This window comes from Methanolobus sp. ZRKC3, assembly GCF_045291275.1.
Taxonomy (GTDB): domain Archaea; phylum Halobacteriota; class Methanosarcinia; order Methanosarcinales; family Methanosarcinaceae; genus Methanolobus.
This window is the reverse complement of record NZ_CP146982.1, coordinates 2,119,175-2,143,895: the sequence shown is the minus strand read 5'-3', so window position 1 is coordinate 2,143,895 and position 24,721 is coordinate 2,119,175. Positions and strand designations below refer to the sequence as shown.

The 24,721-nt window shown below is 43.6% G+C and carries 23 protein-coding genes; 5 read left to right on the top strand and 18 right to left on the bottom strand.

Features of this window, described 5'->3' with window-relative positions; all coding sequences use genetic code 11:
• Positions 1–81: 81 nt before the first annotated feature.
• The 9 genes from V7O66_RS10890 to V7O66_RS10850 all read right to left on the bottom strand — a co-directional run bounded on the left by V7O66_RS10890 (position 82) and on the right by V7O66_RS10850 (position 11,856).
• A complete protein-coding gene (locus V7O66_RS10890; protein WP_406660339.1) occupies positions 82–1,758 on the bottom strand; it encodes a hypothetical protein in 1,677 nt (558 codons plus the stop codon).
• A gap of 96 nt (positions 1,759–1,854) precedes the next feature.
• Positions 1,855–3,759 carry an anaerobic carbon-monoxide dehydrogenase catalytic subunit gene (gene cooS / locus V7O66_RS10885; protein WP_406660338.1) on the bottom strand — a complete coding sequence of 635 codons (1,905 nt, stop codon included), beginning with the start codon at positions 3,757–3,759 and terminating at the stop codon, positions 1,855–1,857.
• Positions 3,760–4,017: 258 nt separating this feature from the next.
• A complete protein-coding gene (locus V7O66_RS10880; RefSeq protein ID WP_406660337.1) occupies positions 4,018–4,869 on the bottom strand; it encodes a DUF1638 domain-containing protein in 852 nt (283 codons plus the stop codon).
• A 681-nt stretch (positions 4,870–5,550) separates the two neighbouring features.
• Entirely contained in the window at positions 5,551–6,396 is an 846-nt protein-coding gene (locus V7O66_RS10875; RefSeq protein WP_406660336.1) for an ion transporter, read from the bottom strand.
• A complete protein-coding gene (gene dinB / locus V7O66_RS10870) occupies positions 6,384–7,496 on the bottom strand; it encodes a DNA polymerase IV (protein ID WP_406660335.1) in 1,113 nt (370 codons plus the stop codon). Before dinB ends, V7O66_RS10875 begins: the two co-directional genes overlap by 13 nt.
• A gap of 55 nt (positions 7,497–7,551) precedes the next feature.
• On the bottom strand, positions 7,552–8,610 hold the full coding sequence (locus V7O66_RS10865; protein WP_406660334.1) for an N-acetyltransferase family protein: 1,059 nt from the start codon (positions 8,608–8,610) through the stop codon (positions 7,552–7,554).
• Between the two features lie 188 nt (positions 8,611–8,798).
• The gene (gene cysK, locus V7O66_RS10860) at positions 8,799–9,746 is read right to left on the bottom strand and encodes a cysteine synthase A (RefSeq protein WP_406660333.1); all 948 of its coding nucleotides are present in this window, start codon (positions 9,744–9,746) and stop codon (positions 8,799–8,801) included.
• Between the two features lie 82 nt (positions 9,747–9,828).
• Entirely contained in the window at positions 9,829–10,794 is a 966-nt protein-coding gene (gene epsC / locus V7O66_RS10855) for a serine O-acetyltransferase EpsC (RefSeq protein ID WP_406660332.1), read from the bottom strand.
• A gap of 360 nt (positions 10,795–11,154) precedes the next feature.
• Positions 11,155–11,856 (bottom strand): class I SAM-dependent methyltransferase, encoded by a 702-nt coding sequence (locus V7O66_RS10850; RefSeq protein WP_406660331.1) that lies wholly within the window; start codon positions 11,854–11,856, stop codon positions 11,155–11,157.
• A 92-nt stretch (positions 11,857–11,948) separates the two neighbouring features.
• Between V7O66_RS10850 and V7O66_RS10845 the strand changes: the two genes are divergently transcribed.
• From V7O66_RS10845 to V7O66_RS10825, 5 genes are all read left to right on the top strand, one after another.
• Entirely contained in the window at positions 11,949–13,106 is a 1,158-nt protein-coding gene (locus tag V7O66_RS10845; protein WP_406660330.1) for a Vms1/Ankzf1 family peptidyl-tRNA hydrolase, read from the top strand.
• Positions 13,107–13,279: 173 nt separating this feature from the next.
• Positions 13,280–13,705, top strand: a complete 426-nt coding sequence (locus V7O66_RS10840) for a phosphate-starvation-inducible PsiE family protein (RefSeq protein ID WP_406660329.1) — start codon at positions 13,280–13,282, stop codon at positions 13,703–13,705.
• Between the two features lie 31 nt (positions 13,706–13,736).
• A complete protein-coding gene (locus V7O66_RS10835) occupies positions 13,737–14,936 on the top strand; it encodes an aldo/keto reductase (RefSeq protein ID WP_406660328.1) in 1,200 nt (399 codons plus the stop codon).
• An 8-nt stretch (positions 14,937–14,944) separates the two neighbouring features.
• A complete protein-coding gene (locus tag V7O66_RS10830; protein WP_406660327.1) occupies positions 14,945–15,358 on the top strand; it encodes a GNAT family N-acetyltransferase in 414 nt (137 codons plus the stop codon).
• A gap of 182 nt (positions 15,359–15,540) precedes the next feature.
• A complete protein-coding gene (locus V7O66_RS10825; protein ID WP_406660326.1) occupies positions 15,541–15,705 on the top strand; it encodes a hypothetical protein in 165 nt (54 codons plus the stop codon).
• A gap of 177 nt (positions 15,706–15,882) precedes the next feature.
• Here V7O66_RS10825 and V7O66_RS10820 read toward each other — a convergent pair whose 3' ends face one another.
• From V7O66_RS10820 to dusB, 9 genes are all read right to left on the bottom strand, one after another.
• Complete coding sequence (locus V7O66_RS10820; protein WP_406660325.1) at positions 15,883–17,538, bottom strand: SulP family inorganic anion transporter; 1,656 nt, start codon at positions 17,536–17,538, stop codon at positions 15,883–15,885.
• Positions 17,539–17,712: 174 nt separating this feature from the next.
• Entirely contained in the window at positions 17,713–18,774 is a 1,062-nt protein-coding gene (locus V7O66_RS10815) for a GNAT family N-acetyltransferase (protein ID WP_406660324.1), read from the bottom strand.
• A 98-nt stretch (positions 18,775–18,872) separates the two neighbouring features.
• Positions 18,873–19,145 carry a DUF3303 domain-containing protein gene (locus V7O66_RS10810; RefSeq protein ID WP_406660323.1) on the bottom strand — a complete coding sequence of 91 codons (273 nt, stop codon included), beginning with the start codon at positions 19,143–19,145 and terminating at the stop codon, positions 18,873–18,875.
• A 220-nt stretch (positions 19,146–19,365) separates the two neighbouring features.
• Positions 19,366–20,019 (bottom strand): endonuclease III, encoded by a 654-nt coding sequence (gene nth, locus V7O66_RS10805; RefSeq protein WP_406660322.1) that lies wholly within the window; start codon positions 20,017–20,019, stop codon positions 19,366–19,368.
• Positions 20,020–20,158: 139 nt separating this feature from the next.
• Positions 20,159–21,034 (bottom strand): pyruvate synthase subunit PorB, encoded by an 876-nt coding sequence (gene porB / locus V7O66_RS10800; protein ID WP_406660321.1) that lies wholly within the window; start codon positions 21,032–21,034, stop codon positions 20,159–20,161.
• Positions 21,031–22,245 carry a pyruvate synthase subunit PorA gene (gene porA, locus V7O66_RS10795; RefSeq protein WP_406660320.1) on the bottom strand — a complete coding sequence of 405 codons (1,215 nt, stop codon included), beginning with the start codon at positions 22,243–22,245 and terminating at the stop codon, positions 21,031–21,033. Before porA ends, porB begins: the two co-directional genes overlap by 4 nt.
• Entirely contained in the window at positions 22,246–22,506 is a 261-nt protein-coding gene (gene porD / locus V7O66_RS10790) for a pyruvate synthase subunit PorD (RefSeq protein ID WP_406660319.1), read from the bottom strand.
• Positions 22,503–23,048 carry a pyruvate ferredoxin oxidoreductase subunit gamma gene (locus tag V7O66_RS10785; RefSeq protein WP_406660318.1) on the bottom strand — a complete coding sequence of 182 codons (546 nt, stop codon included), beginning with the start codon at positions 23,046–23,048 and terminating at the stop codon, positions 22,503–22,505. Before V7O66_RS10785 ends, porD begins: the two co-directional genes overlap by 4 nt.
• Before the next feature lie 259 nt (positions 23,049–23,307).
• Entirely contained in the window at positions 23,308–24,264 is a 957-nt protein-coding gene (gene dusB, locus V7O66_RS10780) for a tRNA dihydrouridine synthase DusB (protein WP_406660317.1), read from the bottom strand.
• Positions 24,265–24,721: the final 457 nt, after the last annotated feature.

The window sequence follows — 24,721 nt, the reverse complement described above, 5'->3', positions numbered from 1 at the left end:
ATAGTTTCCCGTTACGTCAACGTCACCATTACAGCAATATTAGAATACAATTACAATACATATACTCTTCGAAAATACTGCCTATTTCCCATGGGCTTTATTGTAGTTCTTTTCAAAGAGAGTGAACATATCCTCATCTATCTGTCTGTATTTTCCGAGTTCGAAAACAGCATCATTGACAAAAACACTTAGTTCATCTATTCCTGAGAGTCTGGCAAGGGCTTTGGAAGAGCTGACAGTGGCCTTACTCATCTTTTCCCTTATGGATACCTCAGTTATCTCTGCAATGGCATTTACGCATGAAGATGCCTCATCATCCATTTTTCTCTCTGCGCAGAGCATCCCGAAGTATTCTATATGGGGAATGACAGCTACAACTTTTTCATCCTCGTGTTTTCTTGCAGCAACGATTGCGATATCATGCAGGGAATTTGTCACATTCCGGTACGAAATTTCCCCGAATATATCTCCCATTTCCCGCAGGGTAGAGACTATCTTTCCAGTGGAACTATGTTTCTTGTTCTCTTCATGTTCCTGAACTGTCTTGATCCCTATATCCCTGAGGGATTCTATTATCTGTTTTTCCAGATGCTCGAACTTGCTGTCCTTGGTCACAAGGGCTATTTCCAGAAGGACGCCCCTCACGTATTCGACTGTCTCTGTATCCTCTTTTGATACTGCATCCATGGCTACAAGTTTCAGGACTGTTATTATCTTCTCGACAGGTTCTATCATTCCCTGCTCAACTGCGCTCTTCCCGATCTTCCCACATGCAATGGCTACCTTATGTCTTGGAGTGGATATGGGATTCTTTTTCAGGGAATTGAAGAGATCAGCAGGACTTCCTGCCTGTTTTATGAGTGTGAGCTTATCAAGGGGTGAAAAATAGTTCTTCTCTCTGTGGAGATCGAAAAAGTCGCTAATGTTCTCAATGCATTGCAGTGTGAGGTTTTCCATACCTTTTTTGGTACAACTGCTGCCAATGACCCCGAAGGCATCCACTATTTCCATAATGATGTCCCTGTTGCTCTCTTCCTCGGCAAGTGTGGCGAGATTGTACAGGTTGGAGTTTATGTGCTTAACTATCAGGGAAATGTTCCCACCTGAAATAATGGTCTTTGAGGCAAAGTCTGCAAGGCAGTGGATACCCTTTATGGCTGTAAAATCATCTGATCTGCGTACTGCCCCCCGGACTATATCCACAACAGGCTGCAGGGGATCGAGGGTATCTCTTCCTGAATCCAGTTTCCTGTAACTCTCGTTCATGTCGTAGACTGTTAGGTCCTTTGTTATTTCTGAGAACTTCTCGCTGATGCCCTCATTTTTCAGGTTGTTTGCGAAAAGGAAGCCGATAACTGAAAGAACAAATGAGGCTGCTATGACCACCAGTATCCCCGTAATGCCGGATATGCTCAGGGCATGCATCATGGATATAGCAAGGGCGAAGATACCCAGGGTATATGAGGACATATCAGCAAGTACATCCTTTCTGCTTGGAAGCCAGAGGCAGACTATCCAGAATATGGCAAAGCAGACAGCAAGAATGATATTGCTGTTGAGATGCTCTATTTCCCGGTTTGTGAGCAGGTTAGCAATGAATGCCAGCTGTATGACAAAAGCAGCAATGGCAAGGTCTGCACTGATATCTTTGATACCTATCTTAAGGCGGTGCTTTGCTATTATATCAGCAAAAAGAAAAATTGTGACTATGCCTACTATAAGGGCAGCGTCAATTACATCTGTTACTAAAATTTGCATAAATCTATATATATCGTTTATATTTAAATAAATATTGAAAATCCTTTCCACAAACCGGACAGGTTCCCAGTCAGCAGAAAGGATTCCCATATAGTATTATATACCAAGGTTATGGCGCTTACTCTCAATATGCTCCATCATCATGTCCACTGCCTTCACAGGGTCGGTCTCCACATTCATGAGTCCTCCTGTTACATCCTTACAGTCTTCGGTAAGCAGTTTCACAAGGTGTGGCGCACCTGTTACCGTTGGCACCGGATTGACATGGGTGTAAAGTCCCAGGGCAAGTGCAAATACCGCATCAATAGTTGCTTTCTGTTCCATATATTCAGGTGCAGTTGCAACTACTGGAAGATCGGGAATTGGTACATCCCCCATTGCTCCTGAGATAGCGGCAAGCATATCTGCCAGCCGACCTGTATCCGTGCACGTTCCATAGCTAAGCACAGGCGGAATACTAAGTGTCTCGCAGACTGCTTTAAGACCCGGACCTGCAAGCTCCTTTGCTTCTGGACTGCAAAGCCCGCCCACCTGCATGCCACCATTACCGCATCCCATTGACAGAACGAGTACATCCCTTTTGATCAATTCCTTTGCAATGGCTATACTCTGACTGTCCTGCCCTGAATCACGTAATGTGGTACAGGACACAAGACCGGCAACTCCCCTTAAGGTTCCATCCTTTATGGCGTCCAGAAGCGGGTCAAGTTTTCCGCCCAGGGCAGCCACTATACTTTCAGTGGAGAACCCTACCACAGCTTCATTCATTGGCAGGCCTGTGACCGGCTTAACGGATGCCCTGCGCTCACTGAAATTGTCAATTCCCATCTGCAAGAGCATAGCCGCCTGCTCCATGGCTTTTTCAGGTACGTAATCGATACGCTCCTCAACTCCCTCAAATGCCACAAGGTCACTCACAGGGATGAGTTTGAATTTGTATTTCTCGGCATAGATAGGGTCTATTGGCATGGAACAGTTCATATCCGCCACGAAGACATCTACACAGCCACTTGCCAGTATAGCTTCCTGCATTATCCAGTTTCCTGTGAAACCATAGAGCACATCATCCATTTCCCATCTCTGGATCATTTCCTGTCCGGTTTCTATATTGGCGATTATACGAAGTCCTTTTGCCCCTGCTTGCCTTGCCTTTTCCTGCCATTCCTCTTCCCTTGCAAGCTGCACCATTGCAAATCCAAGGAAGGGCTCATGGCCGTTAGGCAACATATTCACATAATCGGCATCCAGCACACCCAGATCCACGCGCATTGTATGGGGTTTGGGTAAGCCATACATTATGTCCTGGCAATATTCATTGACTATCTGGCTCTGGTATGCCATGGCAATTCCAAGCCTCATGGCTTTTAACGCCAGACTGACATAATCTCCATCCACATTGGTAAGGGAAGAGCTTGTTGTCCTCATTATCTCCCCGTGGATACCACCAGGAAATATACCAAGTTCCTTCCATAATTTCTGACGTTCCTGTGTGGCAAGTTTTTCAACTATCACACTTGGCTGCCCGTATTCCCTGTTAAAATCAGCATTTACAAAATCACAGAGTCTAAGTGCCACATCTTTTAATTCACCACTGTTGTCCACACCCAGTCTGCCGGCAAAGGTTCTTAGTTTCTCTTCCTCACGTATCTCGAAAGGAGTTTCACCCTTTGCGGTTGCCCTGAGAGTCCTTATGGTCTGAGCGGTGTGATACTGGTATGTCGAAGCTCCCATAACATTGCGCAGAAGCATCATACGCATTGCCATCCCGTCGGCAGTTATGCCGCAGACTCCTCTTTTATCCTTCTCGGCGTTAGCACGACACGGACCATTGGAACAAAGGTCACAGCGCATCCCTCCCTGACAGAAAGTACATCTCCTGTCCGGGTCTCCCCCCATTCCCTGGGCTTCATATCTGTCCCAGATATTTGTCATTTCGTCTTCTTTTATACGTCTGTACATTGTACGGACTGAATCGTGATATGATCTCCTATCGTCATCCACATTAATACCCCACTATTTTCAATTCCCGGACTAAGAATAATTATTAGCCCCTTTTATACTGGGATAGCAGAAGATAAAAACTCTTTGGATACCTGTTTCAGGTCTCAGAAAAAGGGTATTTTGTGGCCCACTTATTCTTCAGTATTTGTCCTGGTAAGGAATGGCTAACACCAAAGGGATCATATCTTTTGCTATTTCAATGGTAAAAATAGTATCAGAAAGAAATGAGTTTAGTCAACTCAACTGCTGATTCACAGATTACATAGTGGATGCAGTGACACCTTCCCTGTACATCATATTTGTGTTTTCCATAATCTGAGTATGTGAGATCACATGGCTCTTGAATCTGTTATAGGAATTCCTGGTTATTTCGAGATTACCTTCTATCTCTATTATATTGAAGTCAAACAGTTTGGCGAAATCCTCTACTTTCTTTTCGAAATCCTTTATGTATGACAGTCCATTATTGACCTTGACAACTGTTTTGTAGCCCATGCTTTCCAGCACGAATTTTGTGGTCTCTATATCATCAGGGTCCTCGACAAAGCCACTGTGCTTAAACATCTCTTTCCAGTTATGGACCCACATTGGGGTCATTAGGAGGGTGCTTGTTCTGTTGAAACTGGACATAAGATCCAAAAAGGATTTCCGACCTCCTACAAGGGTCCCGATACAGTCATCAACTACCTTTCCGTTGTCATCTTTTAATATGGAAACCGGACATGGGAATGACTCAAAGTCCTTTTCAAGTTTTCTGAGGACATTGCCACATAGGCCGTAGAACAGAAAAATCCCATCTGAGTTACTTGCCATGTTCTTTACGTTACCGTATACGAACTCTTTGAGATTTCGGGGTTCACCGTGAAAGGCAAGTTCAAGAATGTTCACTGTTAAAGAAACATTGAAATTATTTTCTTTTTTAGGTATAGTCGTTATCTTTTCGATAGGCATGAGCTTATAGGGTATGCCAGTATCATTCAGTTTCTGAACCAGACCAAAACAATTCTCATTTTCAACAACTATCACTTCCTCGATCTCAGGATCGTTCTCGATCACATCAATGATCTCATCTTCAAATATTCTACATGCTATTATACTCAGTGCAGGCATAGTATCCCTCCTTTTATCCAGCGAACTGTTTCAGAATTGCTATGAATAACCTATTCTGAAAATTCCTGTGAAACCAGTAGCTCTCTTCTAATAATATGTCAAAGTTAGCATTAATTCCACTAATTCCAATGTCCCCATGAACGCTGTTAATCCTACGAATATTGTTAAATTAATCAAAGCCATTAATTAAATCAATACCTTTGATATAATTAATAGGGATTGTTTATGCTATATCAATATTTGCTTAACGGCGTGACTGAAAAAAATTTGTAATAATGAACTTGAAGCTACTGTCCGGTCATTCCATCAGAAGAGTTTGTTTCTGAATCAATCTCATTATAGTGGATTCTGATGGCTTTTCGAGTAGGCAGAATATCTGAGATACGCAGGATATCGTAGATACTGAGAAGTCACTGACTGTTTTTCTCTGCTTCTTTCCGATGGTTATACCTATGGTATGATCTCACAAACTCAGGGAATTATGAGTTATATATCATGTCATTTGTTAGCATGTGCCGTACGAGCATCAGAATGAATAAAATGTGGATGTTGCTGGACTTTGAATAAATAAAAAAGAATTATCCTGGTATAAGGGTAAATTCCAACCTTCATTTTATGTAGATGTAATATCAGCTATTGACAGGATCTGATTGATAAAAACAAGTATTCCGGGATCATTCATCACAACTCTTTTCCGCAGATCTTGCAGAACAACGCATCCCCATCGTTTTCACTGTTCCCACAGCTGCAATGTCTGGATCTACGAGTTCTCATCTGCCTGGTAGCAGACTGTATCTCTGTGGTGACGATGCCGGTGGGAACTGCTATGATACTATAACCGAGTATCATCACAAAGGATGCAAGTGTCCTGCCCAGGGCTGTCTGGGGCACGATGTCACCGAAACCCACGGTTGTCAGTGTAACTATAGCCCAGTAAACACTGCGTGGTATACTGGTAAAACCATTTTCCTCTCCTTCTATCAGGTACATGAGTGATCCCAGTATCACTACAAGGGTCAGTACAGAGAAGAGAAATACTGTGATCTTCTGCTTGCTGGCACGCAGGGCTCTAAGCAGTAATTCTGCCTCGCTTACGTATTTTACAAGTTTGAGTACACGGAATATCCTCAATACTCTCAGTATCCTGATGACTAGCAGGAACTGGCTCCCTGGCAAAAAAAGGCTCAGGTAACTGGGTATTATCGCCAGCAGATCAACTATCCCGAAAATACTGCCTGCATATTTAGCCTTGCTTTCCACACAGATCAGGCGCAGTAGATATTCAACGGTAAAAATTATTGTAAAGAACCATTCAAGGTTGTATAGCAACTGTCCATGGTCTGCTTTTATTGAAGCAACGCTGTCCAGCATGACCACAATGACGCTTATGAGGATGCTGACAATGAGTAAAATATCAAAGTTCTTCGCCGTAGGTGTATCCGATCCGAATATCAAATCATAGAGTTGCGTTTTCCAGCTCTCTGTTTTTGGCCTGTTCTTTGGATTATCGCTATTTAATGCTGGCATGCATTTACCCCATAAAAATCAAACAGACTCTTCTGCCCTGTCCTTTCCTGAAGATTGCCTATCCTGATTCCGATACGTCGGAAATTCAATGTACTTTCCCTGAGGAACTGCTGCATCATTTCCATTGCATTTCTGTTGAGTATATCCTTGTCAGAAACCGCATGGGTAAGCGTCTTGCTCTTTGTTGATGTTTTGAAATTCGAGAAAATAACAGTTGTGGTTACAGTTCCAAAAACAACATTACGGGCTACTGCTTTTGACATCACGCTGTCCACAAGTTCATCCATGAGCTCAGAGATCATTTTCTCATCACGGGTATCGTGCTTCAAGGATGCCATGCGTCCTATCTGGTCACTGGAAGTCCTTTCTTTTACAGGGCTTTCATCAATTCCCGAAGCTGACTGTTTCAGCCATGTGCCCCTGTTCTTGCCGAAAGCATCTATGAGTTCCATGACATCACGATCTGCAAGATCAGCAATGGTCACAATTCCCATTTCTGTCAGTTTTTCCTCTGTGACCCTTCCGATACCCCAGAGTTTCTTTATGGGCATGGCTCCCAGGAATTCCTGCACATTCTCAGGCCTGATAACTGTGATACCATCCGGTTTGTTGAAAGAGGATGCCATTTTGGCAATGAGCTTGTTGGGACCAATTCCAACGGAGCAGGTTATCCTCTCACTTTTTTTCACTTCCCCCTTTATTTCCATTCCAAGTTTCTGGGCTTTATCAAAGTCTCCATCACAGGTCTCAGTTATCTCAAGAAAAGCCTCATCTATACTTACCTTCTCAAAAGCCTCTTCTTTATCGGCACTGGAATGCAGTATTTCCATAACGCTTTCAGAAACTTCCTCGTAGAACTCCTTGCGCACAGGCAGGAACACAGCATCTGGCTTGATGGATCTTGCCTTCCTGCATGGCATGGCAGAATGGATTCCCGCATCTCTTGCCACATAATTACAGGTGCTTACGGCTCCACCTTCCTCTCCCCTGTTGGAGTACATGCAGACCACAACAGCCTTGCCCTTGAGTGAAGGGTCCTCCCGCTCTTCTATGGCAGCATAAAAGTAATCCATGTCAACATGGACTATGACACGTTCCATCGCTTGTATTTAGTTGGGAGGGTTCTTATGATTAACTCTCTCAGTTATTCCGGATTCAAAGTATTGGGTCCCTGCAGTCCACGTAGAGGGAACTGAAATCAGGAAGTTCTCCCTGGATAGGTTTGGCATAAAGGTGCATGCTCTCACACTTTGGCTTACGGTGCTTGATCAATTCAAGCAGAGGATCATCAGGATCGATGTATGTGCCTAAGAATTTGCATCTTGTGTCGTACATTATGTTATTACAGAATCCCAATATTCTGTCCATTGCTTCCTCGTATCCTGGTTCAAAGGCATGGTCAACAATGGAACGTAGCATGAAATTCTCCCCTACTCTTGGGTGAATCGGGAGACTCTTCACATGCCTGAGCAACCCAAGCAACCTTTCCATGACCTTCCAGAACAGAGGTTCCCTGGTGTATACCATTTCCATTACCAGTGCACTATCCCAGAGACCACCGCATGCAACAACTTTCTCCCCTTCTTTGGCAACCAGGAAGTTCTCAAGGCCATATCCAAGCATTCTATTGGCATATTCCTTGAAACTTTCAGCAGTGAAAGGTGTAAAATGTGTCCTTCCTGCATAGTAACGGTTCAGCAGTTCCACAGCTTCCGGCAGGTCTTTTTCATCTACATGCTCAAGAGTATATTTCTCATTGACATCTTCTTTTTTGTAGGCTGACATCTCACAGACCCTTACTTCCTTTTGCCTGATGTATCCCAGTTTATCCATCAGTTTCCTTGAAGCTTCGTTTGGGGCATATTCATAGGAATAGATATGTGAAGCATTGATCTCCTCTGCACGTTTTTCCACTTCTTTAATAAGACCTGTAGCTATTCCTTTTTTGCGAAAATCCGGATGTACCATGTATTCTGCAACATAGATGTATTTCTCATCTGCGTTATTCTTCACTGTCCATCCTATCCATCCCGCTGTCTGTCCGTCTTCCTCAGCCACCAGTATTTCCCAGTTATCATAGAGTTCATACCTTGCAGTGATATCAGGGTCCAGATCAACCATCATAGCAAGTCTTTCATCACCACGCGGGCAGAGTTTTTCGATATTCAAAAGGACTTTATTGTCTTCTTCTTTAAAGGGTCTTATAAGCACCACACAATTACCCCCTGTGCTGTTCTTCTATATCCTGCATTTTCACTCCCAAGAGATCAAAGACAAAGTTTTCTTTCATCTGCCGGTCAAATATTTTGCAGGAATATCTCCTTAAATAAATCTGGAATCTGATTCAATATATACGTTTTGGGAAATATACTGCATCAGATAGTCCACAGTTTTGCATATCTTCATATGGATGTTGTTTCCGGTTCAATATCCGCAAGTGGCGTACTCAGGTATCTTTCCCCGGTATCAGGTAGTATCACAACTATGAGTTTTCCCTCATTTTCCTTCCGTTTAGCCACTTCCAGAGCAGCGTGAAGGGCTGCACCACAGGAAATTCCCGCAAGAATACCCTCTTTTCTTGCAAGCTGGCGTGCAGTCTCAAAGGAATCTTCATTGCTCACCTTGATGACCTCATCTATGATCCCGGTGTTCAGGGTATCAGGTATGAATCCTGCTCCGATTCCCTGTATTTTATGAGGCCCTGGTTTACCACCGGAAAGGACAGGCGAGTCCACCGGTTCCACGGCAATTGCCTTAAAACCGGGTTTTCTGGCTTTGATGACCTCAGCAACACCTGTAATGGTCCCGCCTGTACCAACACCTGCAACCAGGATGTCCACAGCTCCATCGGTATCCGACCATATCTCTTCGGCTGTTGTACGGCGATGGATATCTGGGTTTGCAGGGTTCATGAACTGATGGGGGACAAAGGAATTTGCTGTTTCCTTTCCAAGCCTTTCAGCTTCATCGATAGCACCAACCATTCCCTTACTTCCGGGTGTGAGGATCATCTCAGCGCCTAAAAGTCCAAGTATCTTTCTTCGCTCGATGCTCATGGTATCCGGCATTGTAAGGATCAGGCGATAGCCCCTTGAAGCACATACAAAAGCAAGTCCTATACCCGTATTACCCGAAGTTGGCTCGATGATAACGGTATCCTTTTTTATGTATCCTTCTTTCTCAGCCGTTTCTATCATGTTCAATGCTATACGGTCCTTTACAGAACTCAGTGGATTGAATGCTTCCACCTTTCCTGCTATGCTAGCATAGCAACCCTCAGTTATCCTGTTCAGTTTCACAAGTGGTGTATTACCAACGGTCTGTGTGATGTCTTCGTAGATCTTCCCCATATACGTAACCCCATATTTTTCTTTAATTCTCACTTATTTTAATCAGTAAATGCAAGATAGTATTATATGTATCAAATTCCGGCTATCTCTTCTCCTTAAATATGAGCCGTGGTTCCTCGATGATAACTTTTGTGTCAGGTGGTACGGATTTTGTCAACCAGACATTTCCCCCTATGACCGAACGTGCTCCTACAACCGTTCTTCCACCCAGTATCGTGGCATTTGAATAGATAATGACATCATCTTCAATGGTTGGATGCCGTTTCTCTCCACGGATGAGCTCTCCACGCTCATCTTTTGGGAAACTCAGGGAACCTAAGGTGACGCCCTGGTATATCCTCACATTGTCCCCAATCTCACAGGTTTCCCCGATAACGACACCTGTACCGTGGTCAATGAAAAGTCCTTTTCCTATCCTGGCTCCGGGATGGATATCAATACCCACAAGATTGTGGGCATGCTCGCTCATTATCCGTGGCAGTATTGAGATTCCCTGTTCGTGCAGCTCATGGGCTGCCCGGTAGACCATAAGAGCAAATATCCCCGGGTAGCTGAAAATAATCTCATCGTGACTTTTAGCTGCAGGATCCCCTTCATAGGCAGCTATGATATCCGATGCAAGCTGGGAGCGGATGTCAGGCAGTTTTTTCATGAATCTGATAGTCTCTTCCTGACCCCTGTCAACGCATTCAGCACAGTTTTGTTCGTAGCGATTACAGTCGTGGATTATACTGTTGGTTATCTGCTTTGACAGTTCTTCGAAAAGCTGGGCTATCTCGTTGCCTATATGATATGGAAGGCTGCTCCTGTCAACGGTCTGGTCACCGAAATAACCGGGAAAAAGTATGTCTTTGATCAGGTCTATGATACTTATCAGCGATTCTCTGGAAGGTATTATTGCGGAATCCAGGTGCTCGAAACATTTCCTGCCAGAGCAGCTGTTGACTAGCATTTCAACTATGTCAGGAATCTCCGAACGATATTTGTTGTCAACTATGGCATTAAAGACCATGCATTTTTTCAGCTCTGCATCTGATTCATTGTCCATATTTTCCCTGCTTAAAGTGATCAGTCTGCATTTAGATCAAACCGGGACACTGTTTTATTTTATGTATTCAGGTAATGCTATCTAATAACGGCGTTAACATCAGAATTGCTTTATACCTATTTTCTTTTTTATTGTTCCACAAAGCCACTCTCACCAGAGAATAATCAGGTTCCACTTGACTTTTAAAAGTGTCAACTTTTCATAACCCCATACATTTTATATTGGCAATGGCATTTAAGTTCTTTGAAAGAAGGAAATAACCCTGGCAAGTTAGTGCCTTAGCAAGCTCTTTTAGTATATTTCAGAATCCTTTATGAAGATCCAGTGTCTGAACATGTTGTTCGTGAACTCTGTTTTAAGTCATTTTATACAGTAGAAACCGGCCTGCATATAGGAGTACCAGAACATCTCCACGACCTTAAAACCGGTATTTCTCAGAAGTTGCAGATGCTGCTCTATTGTTAGGGGGAAATATTCCACGTCAAAGCGTGCCAGGTATTTACTGACATTTTCCTTATCCTTACCCCGGGATAGCTGGAAATTACCCAGATACTCCTTACCTATGTCCACTCCTTCTTCGGTCAGCGGTCTTATGTTCTCGAAAGTGATGAAAGCCCCTCCGCTTTTCAGCAGTTCAAAACATACTTTTGTGGCTTCAGCCCGGTATTCAGGGCTGAGGTAGTGATGACACTGGATGGCGGTGATAATATCCGGTCTTTCTTCCAGTTTTTTGCTGAATTCCTGGGTAGGCGAAGGCTCCAGGAACTCGATCCGTCCTTTTGGCTGTGACAGCATTTTTTCCTTTGCAATTTCCAGCATGTTTTCCGAGGGGTCCAGTAAGAGGAATTTAGTATTTGGAAATTCCTGCATGGCGCTGTTCACCAGACTTCCTGTGCCACAGCCCGTATCCATCCAGACCTTTGCTTCAATTGGAAATGCTTTTACGAGGTTTATGATTTCCTGATGTATGGACGAGTAATATGGAATAGTGTTGACTATGTTGTTCTCATACTCCTGTGGATCATAGGGAGTGCTGTTCTTGTCTTGTTTTGAAGATGGCATTAAAAGATATATTATCGGAATTACTATTCTACATTTCCACTAAACTTCTTTCAAAAACTAATCTTTATATAGATGCCATTGATAGATATTTTATGCAACCTAAAGAAGATTTCCTCAGTTCTGTGAGTGAAAAGCTGACCCCTGTAACTGATATAGACATCAAGGCTCTCTCTGGGATATATGATGAGAAGGATGTTTATCTCTCGGTCTATCTACCCGTGGCAGGCAGGGAGAATGAGCACCTTAATGAGTCCTTTGTGGATATGAGACTGGCTTCCATAAAGAAAGCTCTACCAAAAGAATCCAGAAAGCAGTTCGAAAAGACCTTTTCAATGGCGCAAAGCCAGATACTTGGAAAACCCATCAGTGGTGAGAGAGGCAGGATTATCTTCGCATCTGCATCAGGATCTTTTTTGCATGTGTACAGGTTTGCTGTGGAGCCTGAGAGGTCCATGGTCCTGGACACATCCCCGTTTTTGCTACCTCTTGCAAGGCTGAGGGCGGATTATGAGGATTACGGTCTGGTTCTAGTGGACTCCAGGGAAGCAAGGTTCTTTTGCATACGTTCCGACAATATCGAAGAGAGAAAACACCTGTCCACAGATCTAATGAACAAGCATAAGAAGGGTGGTTGGAGCCAGATGCGTTTCAACCATCTGAGGAAGGAATCCATAAAAGCCTTCCTTTCAGAGGTCGCAGACAGCATGCGGGATACCTGTGCCCAGCTTGATACAAAGGGTCTTGTGATAGCCGGTCCCGGGGATGCAAAGCAGCAGCTTGCAGATATGCTTCCCGATGATATAGGCAAGAGGGTACTGGGGATCATTGACACATCCATGGATATTCCCAGGGACAGGATAGTGGAGGCTGGAGATGCCATAGTGTACGAGGAAGAACATTCCAGAGCCAAAAGAAGAGCAGAGGAACTGAGGGCTGAGATCCTGAAGGGTGGGCTTGCCGTACAGGGTGTAAAAACTGTCAGGGATGCCCTTGAATCAGGAAGGGTGAATGTCCTGCTCTTGCTCAAAGGCTCATCCCTGCCCGGATGGATATGTGAAAGATGCCAGAACCTGCAGCCAAGTGCAAGACCACCCGAGGAGTGCGAGCGTTGCGGAGGTCCAACATCAGAGGTGGATTTCATGGAGGAGCTCTATGAACTTGCCCAGCGTACAGGCGCAGAGGTCGAGTTTATTGAAAAGGAGGATATGCTGGAACCTGATGATCTGGTGGGTGCACTGCTGAGATATTAACAGGGCTGCTTTTCTAGCTAAGCTCTATATATTTTATTTAGATAAACTATAAATTATGAGAAGTAATTGATTCTCTGGCAGAACAGCATTATCGAAGATTCCTGTCTTTGCAATTGGATTTTAAAGTTTTGCAGGATTAGGTCATAACATAATGGGTTGCTGTGGAGAAGTTAATGATAACACATGATCAAATATTCAAGAAGGTAATCTACCTTGCAACGGTGGTTATCCTCTACATCCTTCTGCTGGCAATAATAGCAGGGATGTTCGATGTCTTTCAGAATATAGCAGACGTATTGTTGAGAAAGGGTGATTCCAGTCAGGTAGTCTACAGTGTGCTGACCATCTTTGTCCTTATCGATCTCTTCAAGACCTTTGCAGATTATCGGGTTCATGAGAGGATCAGGCTTACCTATGTGACCGATGCTACCATTCTAATAGTCATGCGTGAGGTCACTGTGCTGGTTTACAGTCATCATTTCGAGACTGATATTTTACTGGTCTTTTCAGTGCTGCTGCTGGTATTGGGTATAATAAGGTTCATCTCTATCAGGTACCACCCCAGTGAAAGTTCAGACCCATTCTCATTGGAAGAATAGAAAGAAGAGCTTTGAATTAAAGGTGAGAGAAATGCTGTACAGGAAAAATCCAAAGAACGGGGATGAGTTATCAATTCTGGGTTTCGGAGCCATGCGCCTGCCCCTGAATGATGATGGGAGCATAGATCAGGAGCGAGCTACATTCCAGGTTCGCTACGCCATAGACCATGGTGTGAACTACGTGGATACCGCATGGCCGTATCACATGGGAGAGAGTGAACCATTCATTGGCAGGGCGCTTGGAGATGGATACAGGGAAAAGGTGAAACTTGCCACCAAATTACCCCAGTGGATGGTCAGGGAATATGAGGATATGGACCGCTTCCTCAATTCCCAGCTTGAAAAACTCAACACGAGCCATATTGACTACTATCTTGTACACAGCCTTATTGGAAGTAGTTGGGAAAAGATACACAAACTTGGAGTTCTGGATTTCCTTGACAGGGCAAAGGTAGATGGTCGTATCATCAATGCCGGATTCTCATTCCACGGAACCACCGATGACTTCAAAAAAGTGATCGATGCCTACGACTGGGATTTCTGCCAGATCCAGTACAACTTCCTGGACACAGAGAGGCAGGTTGGCACTGAAGGTTTGGAGTATGCAGCATCAAAGGGTCTTGGAATAATAATCATGGAGCCTCTGCGTGGCGGTAATATCGCCAGGAACGTTCCTCCTGCCATACAGGAGATATGGAACGAGGCTGAGCTGAAAAGGAGTGCTGCAGAGTGGGCACTGCGCTGGGTCTGGAACCGTCCCGAGGTTACAGTTGTGCTTTCAGGGATGAACGAGGAAGCGCATATAGAGGAGAATCTGAGAATAGCAGGCGAGGCTTTCCCTGATTCATTGTCCCATGGGGAGCTGGAACTTGTGGACAGGGTGGCTGAGAAGTACAGCGAGCTTATGAAAATTGACTGTACAGCTTGCAAATACTGTATGCCATGCCCTCAGGGTGTTGAGATTCCCCACTGTTTCGAGATGTACAATAATATGCACATGTTCGGCAACGAGGAGCAGATAAAGATGATGTATGTGGCAAAACTTGGCGGCATACTGAATAATTCAGGTACAGGTTTCGCTTCCCAGTGTACACAATGCGGTAAATGTCTGGATGAGTGCCCGCAGAGCCTGCCAATCCCGGATCTCCTGGAAAAAATAGTGGAAGAATTCGAGGATGAGGGTATGGAGAAGAGGAGGGCTATTGCAAAGCAGTTGTTCATGGGAGATTAAAGAAAGACATGAATAACTATAGCATCGAAGAAAAACTTCCCTCATTAAAAGAATACTTACTCCTGCGGGAAGCTGCTGGATGGAGTGTTTCTGATAATGAGGTGATGGAACGAGGCCTTGATAACTCGGTATATTGTGTCTGTGCTGTAGCAAATAGTACAGTTATTGGAATGTCTCGTTTGATAGGAGACCATGGTCTTGTTTATTTTGTTGCCGATACAATCGTGTTGCCAGAGTACCAGAATCAGGGCATAGGTACCCAATTAATGGAAGGGATAATGAGCTATCTTGAGAAAAATGCTCCAGCAAACTCTTTCATAACCCTGATGTCGGCTAAAGGCAGAGAAGGATTTTATGAGAAGTTCGGATTCTTCAAGAGGCCCAATGATGACTATGGTCACGGGATGATGGTTGAGCTTTGAGATGATTCAGCAAATCTCATTTTTTGATCCATGAAGACAGGAATTATTAAACTTTTTCTCAAGGTCGGTGAATGCAGATAAAACAGGATTTCCTTTTTATAATTTGTGCAATTTTAGACTAAAAACAAAGAAACAGAAAATTGAATAACTGACTTAATTATCTGTTTTCATCTGGTGTAAAAATGGAAATCGAAGATATTATAATCGCTAATTTTATTATTGCCATTCTGGCAAGTTTTTTTCTCTATGCTGCAACCAATCCTATCCCCCATGGAATTCCGTTGATAGAAACCCTGGCAATTGGTGGTCTGTGTGCATACGCCTTTAACAATCCAGAATTTTTCTAATGGGTAAGATCTTACTCCTTATTCTTTTTATGAGACATCCACTCATCTATTAACATTATTCTCAATCCTCTCAATAAAAAATAATGAATGATTTCTTTCTCAGATAAGAAAGGACCTGGAACAAAATGCTGATGAAAAGATGAGAGCAGGGTCAACTCCATCTCTCCTCACTTTTCTCTATACTTCCTTACTCTCACTTTCCTTTTTTACATGAGCAAGTGCTTCCTGTGTACTATCAAAAATATGCACATGCTGCTTTTCCATGAGTTCTTTCAATTCGATATCACTCATTATCTTTCCCATGACCTCTGGCTGTATGGAGGTTAGATAGACCTTCTGGTGCATTCTTTTGCTTGCGGAGATGAAACTCTTCAGCCTTTCAATTCCGGTTGTATCTATGAACGGTACATAGCGCATACGCAGTATTATGTGAGGTTTGCTGATGCTCATGTGCTCGTTGATCTTGCCCTCAAAGACGTTCATGGCACCGAAGAAGAAGGGTCCGTTGATGGTGTAAACGGAGACGTTCTTCTCAAGGTATGGGTCAGCAAAGATGGTGGCGTTGATACCCTTTGACTTGTCGTAACTTTCCATGGTCTGTATATCTGTGGAACTTGTCAGTCTTATGAAGAGCAATATCACGGACAGGAACATACCCATCTGCACTGCGAACACAAGGTCTGTGAGCACCGTGAGTATGAATGTGGTTAGCAGAACAGCAGTGTCCATCTTGCTTATGCGCATGATGGTCTTGAATTCCTCTATATTTATCATTCTGAGAGATACCAGGATGAGCACACCTGCCAGGTATGCCTTGGGGATGAATCTGGCAACGGGTCCCAAAAACAGCAGTATTGCCAGCAATATCAGTGCATGGATGACACCTGCCATCTGGGTCTTTGCACCTTCCCTGATGTTCACGGCACTCCTTGCGATGGCTGCTGTACAGGGAATACCCGAGAAGAAGGGCAGAACCATGTTAGCGACCCCATGTCCGATGAGTTCCTTGTTACTGTTGTGTCTGGTGTTTGTCATGGCATCGCAGACCACGGCACAGAGCAGGGATTCAATGGTTCCCAATAGTGCTATGGTAAGGGCTGCCGGCAGGACTGCCATGAGTAATCCTGGACTGAAGTTCAACATCTGTATCTGCGGAAGTCCGGCAGGGATGATACCAACTATGGGTATGTCTATCTTATAGAAGAAGACCAGCACCACCGATAGTATAAGTGCGACAATGGATGCCGGAAGGCTGTCGAAGTATCTCATTTTTGCCAGGATTCCCGGAAGGAATAACAGGAGCAGTATGGTGGCAGCACATATCATTATCGCAGTGCTGTTAAGGAGGTCAATGTTGGAAACTATGGCGTAGAGGGTTTCCCACACGTGTTCCTTTGCGGGGATAACCATTCCCAGGGCATTGGGTATCTGACCGATAAGGATGATGGCACCTATACCGCTGGTGAATCCTGATATGACGGGCAGGGGAATGTATTTGACAACCTTACCAAGTTTCAGGACTCCGAACAGTACCTGGAAAGCACCTGCAAGGAAGCCCGCAAGGAGCAGCCCCTCAATTCCGAAACTGTGTATCGTTGAAAGGATGATCACAGTCATTGCCCCGGTGGGTCCGGTAATGGAGTATCTCGATCCGCCTGTGGCTGAGACCAGCATACCAGCAATGATAGCCGTGTACAGACCCATCTGCGGCTCAACACCTGATGCAATAGCAAAAGCGATAGCAAGTGGCAGTGCCACAATGGCTGTGATAAATCCGGCCTTTAAGTCGCTCGTAAACGATTCCTTGAAGTATTGTGTAACTTTATTTTGCATTTTCATACAGAAGCCAGCTGACTCGCGTCAAAAATTATTCTAATGACTGCGTAAATAGCGGCTCAATATATAACGTTAAGCAAGTGTTGAAAAAAGTATTAGATGTTATGAGAGTTTATGATAAATTATGGAAGACCAGTACCCTATGGACTCCTGTCAAAAGATGGAGCATACTCATGCACTGAAATCCCTGATATCCAGATACAATGGCTCGAGACTTATAGTTCCGTTGTCCAATAACTTTGTAAATACATTCCATTTTTCCACCATGGTTCTTAATCCCTTCATCACCTGGACCATTGGGTCATCAGGGCTGTGGATACCTACGATGAAATTTCCCTGGCATTCCAGCACGATGTTGTTCAAATACCTGATCAGGTTTGACATTGCTTGAGTACCCTCAGGGGTGAATGCATGATCTGTTATGTATTGGGTAGCAAAAGGCTCATTTTCCGCAGGGATCATCGGCATACTGGTGAAGTGGTCCAGGAAGTTGAACACCACACCGAGTATCCTCATGGTTGCAGGTTCTTTGGCGTAGTACATTCTGGCTATTGGGGCTATGTCCCATAATCCTGCACATGCCACGATACTGTCACCTGAAAATGCTACCCAGAGATTATCCATGTCGTACCCCGGGATATTCTTTACATGTGCTTCAAAGCTCTCCGCCGTATAGGCTGAAAAGTGTGTTCTGCCTGCATAGTACCCATTTATGAGGTCCACGATATCCTGTATATCATCCCTACCGGCAGGTCTGATAGAAAATTGAGGTGCAAGTTTTCTTTCCTTGTAGACAGGTATAGCCTGTACCTGTACTTCTCCCACTCTCTGATAGCCATTTTTTACAACCATGGCATTTGAAGCATCATTTGCCTCAAATACGTAGCAATAGGTATAAGACACGCCCTTTCTCTTCAGTTCCGTTTCAGCCTTGTTCATCAGTTCAGTGGCAATCCCCCTTCTCCGGAAATCCGGATGTATGATCACCTCTGCAAGATAAGCATATTTTTTACCATCTGCATTCTGTTTCACTGTCCATCCAATCCAGCCTGCCACCCTGTTTTCTTCCTCAGCCACGAAAATTTCCCAGTTGTCATACAGCCTGTACCTGGCTGTGATATCCGGACTCTTATCCATAGCCTCAGCTATCTTGTCATTACCCTGTGGACATAACTTCTCAATTTCCAATAATGCAGCATTATCTTCTTCTGCAAAAGGCCTCAGTACGATCATGAGTATCCCCCCTGTGAAACCTAAAAACAGTAGTGAAAAAGAGCGATGCAGACTGTTCTCTCATCATCCTGTTTCTTTTATCAATTTCAGGCTATCTTTTACTGGCTCATTAATTTGGTAGTAATCTCAATGGCCTTCTCGGTATTCATCACAGGGATAGTTTCACAGTCTATGACGTCTCTCCAGGGGAATGTAGCATTGGCATAAGCTTCCGCATTTTCAAGTTCGTACACCACAAAAACCCTGCATGAAGACAGGTCACTCCATGATGCTATTTCATTGTAGCCTTTAGGATACTCCCAGCTTTCATAGCGTTTACCTATTTCCATATCATCTTTCTTATCCCACGTCATTATGTCCATGAATAACATTTCTTTAACCCCTTCCTTTTAATTGAAATTTGTTTTTCTTAATAATATATTATTTCAACTGCACATATTTATTTATTGCTAAAAAAAACTTTTTTAATATACTGATTGTAGGAAATATTACCGAGAACAGCAAAAAAGTGAGTTTCCGGATTTCATTTGTCCGGTTGAAGGAAAGTACATAACGTTAGAACAGGTGTGGTGTCAGAAATTATCACTAATCTTAAACTTCACTGGAAGGACACCACTCATTCACAACACAGATCTCACATTTTGGTTTCCTTGCGATGCACACATTCCTGCCGTGGAGTATCAATGTCATGGAAAGATTTTCCCGGTCTTCTTTTTTCACAAGAGGCATCAGGTCGAGTTCTATCTTTTTGGGGTCGCTGCTTTTGGTGAAACCAAGTCTTTGCGATAAACGGGTTACGTGCGTGTCCACTGCAATACCCTCGATGATATCAAAACCCCGGGCAAGCACTATATTGGCTGTCTTCCTTCCGACCCCTGGAAGTTTTAGCAGGTCTTCCATGCTGCTTGGTACACTACCACCGAACTCACTTATGATTATCTGTGCACTCCCTATGATGTGCTTTGCTTTCTGGCGATAGAAACCTGTTGTGTAAATGTCCTTACCAAGCTCATGCAGATCTGCATTGGCGTAATCTTCGACAGAGTGGTATTTCCGGAACAATTGCTGTGTGACTATGTTGACCTGCCTGTCCGTACACTGGGCTGAGAGGATCGTTGCAACCATCAGTTCCAGAGGGTTATTGAAATGAAGCATGGGTTCTGCATTGGGATACTCCCCTTGCAGGTGTTTGTAAATACTCCCAAAGTTCTCTCTGTTATCTGGTATCGGGGTTTGTGTGGTCATGGATTAAAAAATGGATTGATACTTCTTATGCTTTTTCAGAAGCCCATTATTTCCATTGGAACTAAAAATAATAATAAGCGGAAAAAGTAATGAAGAGAATGAAAACTAAAAAAAGGAAAAAAGAAGAGAAGATTTGGGTTTACAACCCGTAATCTTCTACGTTCTTGTCAGCAATTGCCTGGATCTCAGCAATCTTATCCTCGCCACCTTCCATTGTGAAAAGGTGCTTGAAACGGCGCTGCATCTTGAGATAATCCTCAACAGGTTTTACCTTCTTACCGAGTTTCTTGACCTTGGTAACTTCTCCATCTTCCATTTCGTAGAGTGGCCAGAGTGCAGTTTGTACAGCCATCTTTGCAACTTCTACTGTCTTGGAAGTATCGAATCCCCATCCTGTTGTACATGGAGCATGTGCGTGGATGTAGGTTGGGCCTTCAACTTCTGTTGCCTTTTTGACCTTATTGATCATATCCTTTGGGTATCCAATGGATGTGGTTGCAATGTAAGGTGCGCCATGTGCAGCTATGATAGCAGGCATGTTCTTCTTTGGTCTGTCGTTACCAAAGGAAACCTTTCCTGCAGGGCTGGTTGTGGTTGATGCATTGAATGGTGTTGCACCACTTCTCTGTACACCGGTGTTCATGTAAGCCTCGTTGTCGATACATACATAGGTGAGGTCGTGGCCTCTTTCAAATGCACCGGAAACTGAGCGCATACCGATATCCAATGTTGCACCGTCACCGCCCATTACGATAACCTTTGTCTCATTTTTCCTTCCAAGAGCCTTCAAAGCTGCTTCAATACCTGATCCCACAGCTGCTGCATTCTCGAAAAGTGAGTGTATCCATGGTACATCCCATGCAGTTTCAGGGTATGGTGTTGTCATAACTTCAAGACATCCGGTTGGGTTGACGACAATACAGTCCTCGCCTGCAGCCATCAAAGTGAACTTTGCAGCCATTGCATCACAGCAACCTGCACATCCTCTGTGTCCTGGGACTAGCAATGATTTCATAGTAGATCCTCCCTTACATCGACAAACTGGCTCTCTTTCTTGATACCAGTCTTCATGACCTCTGTTGCCTCATCGATGATCTTTTCGATGGTATCTATCTTAATGTCACGTCCACCGTGTCCTATCATGTAACCAACTGTGGGTACACGGATATCACTGTTGTACAGTGCGGATTTGGTTTCTGTGAAGAGTGCTCCTTCATTAAGACCAAGTGAAATGTTCTTGTCAAGGACAACAACGACCTTTGCATCCTTTATGACATTCCTGATAGCGTCAGCAGGGAATGGTCTGAAGGATCTTACCTTGAGCAGTCCTACCTTGACATTCTTTGCCCTGAGGTGGTCAATTACATCCTTGATGGTTCCGATAATTGAACCCATTGCCATGATTATGATGTCAGCATCTTCGGTCTGGTACTCGTCAATGAGTCCGCCGTAGTATCTGCCGTACATATCATAGAACTCGTTTGCAACATCCTCGATCTTCTTGAGGGACTTCTGCATTGCCTCTTCCTGAAGATACCTGAACTCTGTGTAGCTATTAGGGTCTGCGAATGCACCGAAACTCAGTGGATTCTTAGGATCGAGCACGTGCTCAGGTTCGTATGCTGGCAGGAACTCATCTGTGATGTCCTGCTCAAGGAGTACAACAGGTTCGTATACATGTGAAAGGATAAATCCGTCCATACAGACCATGGATGGCATGAGTATGTCCTTATCCTCGGAGATCTTGTATGCCTGTGCGGTCATGTCGGATATTTCCTGTGTGTCTTCAGCGTGGAGTTGTAACCATCCTGTGTCCCTCTGGGAGATGGAATCCTGATGGTCGTTCCATATGTTGATAGGTGCGCTGATAGCCCTGTTTGCAATTGTCATGACAACTGGGAATCTCATACCGGACATGTTGAACATCACTTCATGCATAAGCGCAAGACCCTGTGAGGTGGTTGCTGAATAACATCTTGCGCCCACTGCTGCTGAACCTACCAGTGCTGAAAGTGCAGAGAACTCAGATTCCACATTGATGTATTCACAGTTTGGGATCTCGCCGTCTGCCATGAACTGGGAGAGGTCTTCTACGATATGAGTCTGTGGTGTGATGGGGTATGCTGAAATGACATTTGGTCTGCAGACCTTTACAGAATGTGCAACTGCATAGGAACCTTCGACAACTGTCATCTTGCTCTTGTCAATATTCATTTCACGTGACATTTACTTCTCCTCCAGAACCATTGTGATAGCGTCCTTTGGGCATTCGTTGGCGCATATACCGCAGCCCTTACAGAATTCATAGTTGAACTCGAAGAATCCATCATCTCTTGGGTCAACTGATGCATCAGGACAGAGCAGTTCGCAGAGCTTGCATTTTATGCATTTGTCGTAGTCATAAACAGGCTTGAAGGTTCTCCATCCGCCTGTCTTGTTGACAGTTGTGGTACCTGCTTTACAGACTCCACCAGGTAGGATAGTCATTTGTTAGCCTCCATCATTTCATATGCCTGCATAATAGCTTCAGCATTTCTTTCGCCGATCTTGCCAGGGAATCTTTCCTTGACAGCTTCCATAATAGACTCCGGCTTGATCTCACCGGTAGCGCCTGCAAAGGCACCGAGTAATACAGTGTTGACAATTGGTCTTCCGATTATGTCCAGTGCGATCTTTGTAGCGTTCACTGTCATGATCTTTGCCTTTGTGTCAAGATCGAATGTATCAGCATCGAAATCACTGTTAATGATAAGCATTCCATCATCCTTCAAGCCGCTTGCAACATCAACGACTTCAAGCAATGTCGGATCCTGAACGATCACATAATCTGGCTCGTATATCTGGCTTCTGAGCCTGATTGGAGTATCGTTCATCCTGGTGAAAGCCTGAACTGGTGCACCCCTTCTTTCCACTCCAAAAGCAGGGAAAGCCTGGCTAAATTTACCGTCTGCAAAAGCAGCGACAGCCAGTAGTTCGGCAGCAGTAACAGAACCTTGTCCACCTCGTCCATGTATTCGTATTTCTTTCATCTATAATTCTCCGTAACGGTTGGAATAATATATGTTAGTTAAACAAGTAAAACGTTTTTACGCAGACGTTATGCGTTTAAGCAGATATCAGAAAACATGCCAACTGCATTTGTATTTCGTCATCTGTTGGTAAATGCAATGTTTAATGGTGTAGAATTGATTAATTCTATTTAGTCTTTTGGTAATTTGACCATCATATCATGTCTGATATAGAATTATTAACCCATAAAAAATAAAAAAAAAGAATGTAAAAACAGCATCAATCGATTAGGTTGCACATATCTTTGATATGTTTGACTATTTCGTCAACATCTTTTGAGGCGGAAATCATGTTCCGTGTATGGCGGCCACCACTAATGCTCCTTGTGAACCACTGTGCCTGAGCCTTCATGTTAACAGTGTGCATAAGATCATATTCTTCCAGTCGCCTTACATATTCCTTAAAATCTTCAACTCTTTGCTGGCATTCATTGTACTCCAGCAATTCCCCGGTACTAATATAATGCGAGATCCTCCTTAAAAGGAAAGGATTTCCCATGGCTGCCCTGCCGATCATGATACCGTCACATTCCGTATATTCCAGTATGCTCTCAGCCGAAAGCTCATCGACAATATCTCCGTTGGCAATGACAGGGATAGAAAGTTCACGTTTGATCCTTTTCGCATATTCCATATTCGATCTTCCGGAATATTGCTGCTGGCGTGTCCTTCCATGAACCGTTATTGCAGAAGCTCCGGACTTCTCGATAATTCTGGCTATCTCCAGGGTCTTATCCATATCCTCAAGTACACGTATCTTGGCAGTCACAGGGGTTGAAATGTTGTCCACAAGTTCCTTCAATATGTCATAGATGAGATCAGGAGAATGCAATAAGGCAGAGCCACATCCTTCCTTTGTAAGCAGTCTTGCAGGACAGCCAAAATTCACATCTATTATATCGGGATGGTAGCTTTCCTCTATTTTGAGGGTAGCAGTTCTCATTATATCAGGAGAATTGCCGAATATCTGTATCCCAAAAGGCCTCTCGGCTTCACAGCTTATTCCACGGTTAATGGTCTTTTTATTCTCGTGGATAACAGCATCCGAACTTATCATTTCGGTATAGCTCATGGATGCCCCGTATTCTCTGCACATGAGACGAAATGGCAGGTTTGTCACATTGGACATAGGGGCGAGAAATATATTTCCTTCAAGTTTTAATTTTGCGATCCTCATGTTTATCCTTTTTTTTGCTTGGGATGTTGCAGGAGATATAATAATATATACATTTTTGTTGAAGATGAGAAAAGACCATGATATAAATAACTCAAAAAAAATATTCACTTATATAATCAAAATAGCTTCTCTGATAATTAATCCATCATTCATTTATAAGTAAGCAGTAAAAAAAAACATTTTACTATTTATAGAATTCTACTGTGGACTATACACTTTGCATGTTTTTTCATTTATTTTTTTCAAAAACAGGTTCTTGAGCGTTCATGGTATTCTGGATGCCATTATATTTTTGTACAATGTCACGCAATCTTTTTATACTATCTTCTTTTGATAGACTTCATATTATTATATATAAACATTTTGTCTTGTAAATTCGTGCATGTCTTAATATTTATTTTGATATTTTCTCAAAACCAGATGCAATATACTTTATTTATTGCAGTTGAATCAGTAA

Excerpts from the sequence above, each read along its gene's own strand:
- V7O66_RS10890 (WP_406660339.1), bottom strand. The coding sequence starts at position 1,758 with ATGCAAATTTTAGTAACAGATGTAATTGACGCTGCCCTTATAGTAGGC.
- V7O66_RS10880 (WP_406660337.1), bottom strand. The coding sequence starts at position 4,869 with ATGCCTGCACTGAGTATAATAGCATGTAGAATATTTGAAGATGAGATC.
- V7O66_RS10875 (WP_406660336.1), bottom strand. The coding sequence starts at position 6,396 with ATGCCAGCATTAAATAGCGATAATCCAAAGAACAGGCCAAAAACAGAG.
- dinB (WP_406660335.1), bottom strand. The coding sequence starts at position 7,496 with ATGGAACGTGTCATAGTCCATGTTGACATGGATTACTTTTATGCTGCC.
- cysK (WP_406660333.1), bottom strand. The coding sequence starts at position 9,746 with ATGGGGAAGATCTACGAAGACATCACACAGACCGTTGGTAATACACCA.
- epsC (WP_406660332.1), bottom strand. The coding sequence starts at position 10,794 with ATGGACAATGAATCAGATGCAGAGCTGAAAAAATGCATGGTCTTTAAT.
- V7O66_RS10850 (WP_406660331.1), bottom strand. The coding sequence starts at position 11,856 with ATGCCATCTTCAAAACAAGACAAGAACAGCACTCCCTATGATCCACAG.
- V7O66_RS10845 (WP_406660330.1), top strand. The coding sequence starts at position 11,949 with ATGCAACCTAAAGAAGATTTCCTCAGTTCTGTGAGTGAAAAGCTGACC.
- V7O66_RS10840 (WP_406660329.1), top strand. The coding sequence starts at position 13,280 with ATGATAACACATGATCAAATATTCAAGAAGGTAATCTACCTTGCAACG.
- V7O66_RS10835 (WP_406660328.1), top strand. The coding sequence starts at position 13,737 with ATGCTGTACAGGAAAAATCCAAAGAACGGGGATGAGTTATCAATTCTG.
- V7O66_RS10830 (WP_406660327.1), top strand. The coding sequence starts at position 14,945 with ATGAATAACTATAGCATCGAAGAAAAACTTCCCTCATTAAAAGAATAC.
- V7O66_RS10825 (WP_406660326.1), top strand. The coding sequence starts at position 15,541 with ATGGAAATCGAAGATATTATAATCGCTAATTTTATTATTGCCATTCTG.
- V7O66_RS10820 (WP_406660325.1), bottom strand. The coding sequence starts at position 17,538 with ATGCAAAATAAAGTTACACAATACTTCAAGGAATCGTTTACGAGCGAC.
- V7O66_RS10815 (WP_406660324.1), bottom strand. The coding sequence starts at position 18,774 with ATGATCGTACTGAGGCCTTTTGCAGAAGAAGATAATGCTGCATTATTG.
- V7O66_RS10810 (WP_406660323.1), bottom strand. The coding sequence starts at position 19,145 with ATGTTATTCATGGACATAATGACGTGGGATAAGAAAGATGATATGGAA.
- nth (WP_406660322.1), bottom strand. The coding sequence starts at position 20,019 with ATGACCACACAAACCCCGATACCAGATAACAGAGAGAACTTTGGGAGT.
- porB (WP_406660321.1), bottom strand. The coding sequence starts at position 21,034 with ATGAAATCATTGCTAGTCCCAGGACACAGAGGATGTGCAGGTTGCTGT.
- porA (WP_406660320.1), bottom strand. The coding sequence starts at position 22,245 with ATGTCACGTGAAATGAATATTGACAAGAGCAAGATGACAGTTGTCGAA.
- porD (WP_406660319.1), bottom strand. The coding sequence starts at position 22,506 with ATGACTATCCTACCTGGTGGAGTCTGTAAAGCAGGTACCACAACTGTC.
- V7O66_RS10785 (WP_406660318.1), bottom strand. The coding sequence starts at position 23,048 with ATGAAAGAAATACGAATACATGGACGAGGTGGACAAGGTTCTGTTACT.
- dusB (WP_406660317.1), bottom strand. The coding sequence starts at position 24,264 with ATGAGGATCGCAAAATTAAAACTTGAAGGAAATATATTTCTCGCCCCT.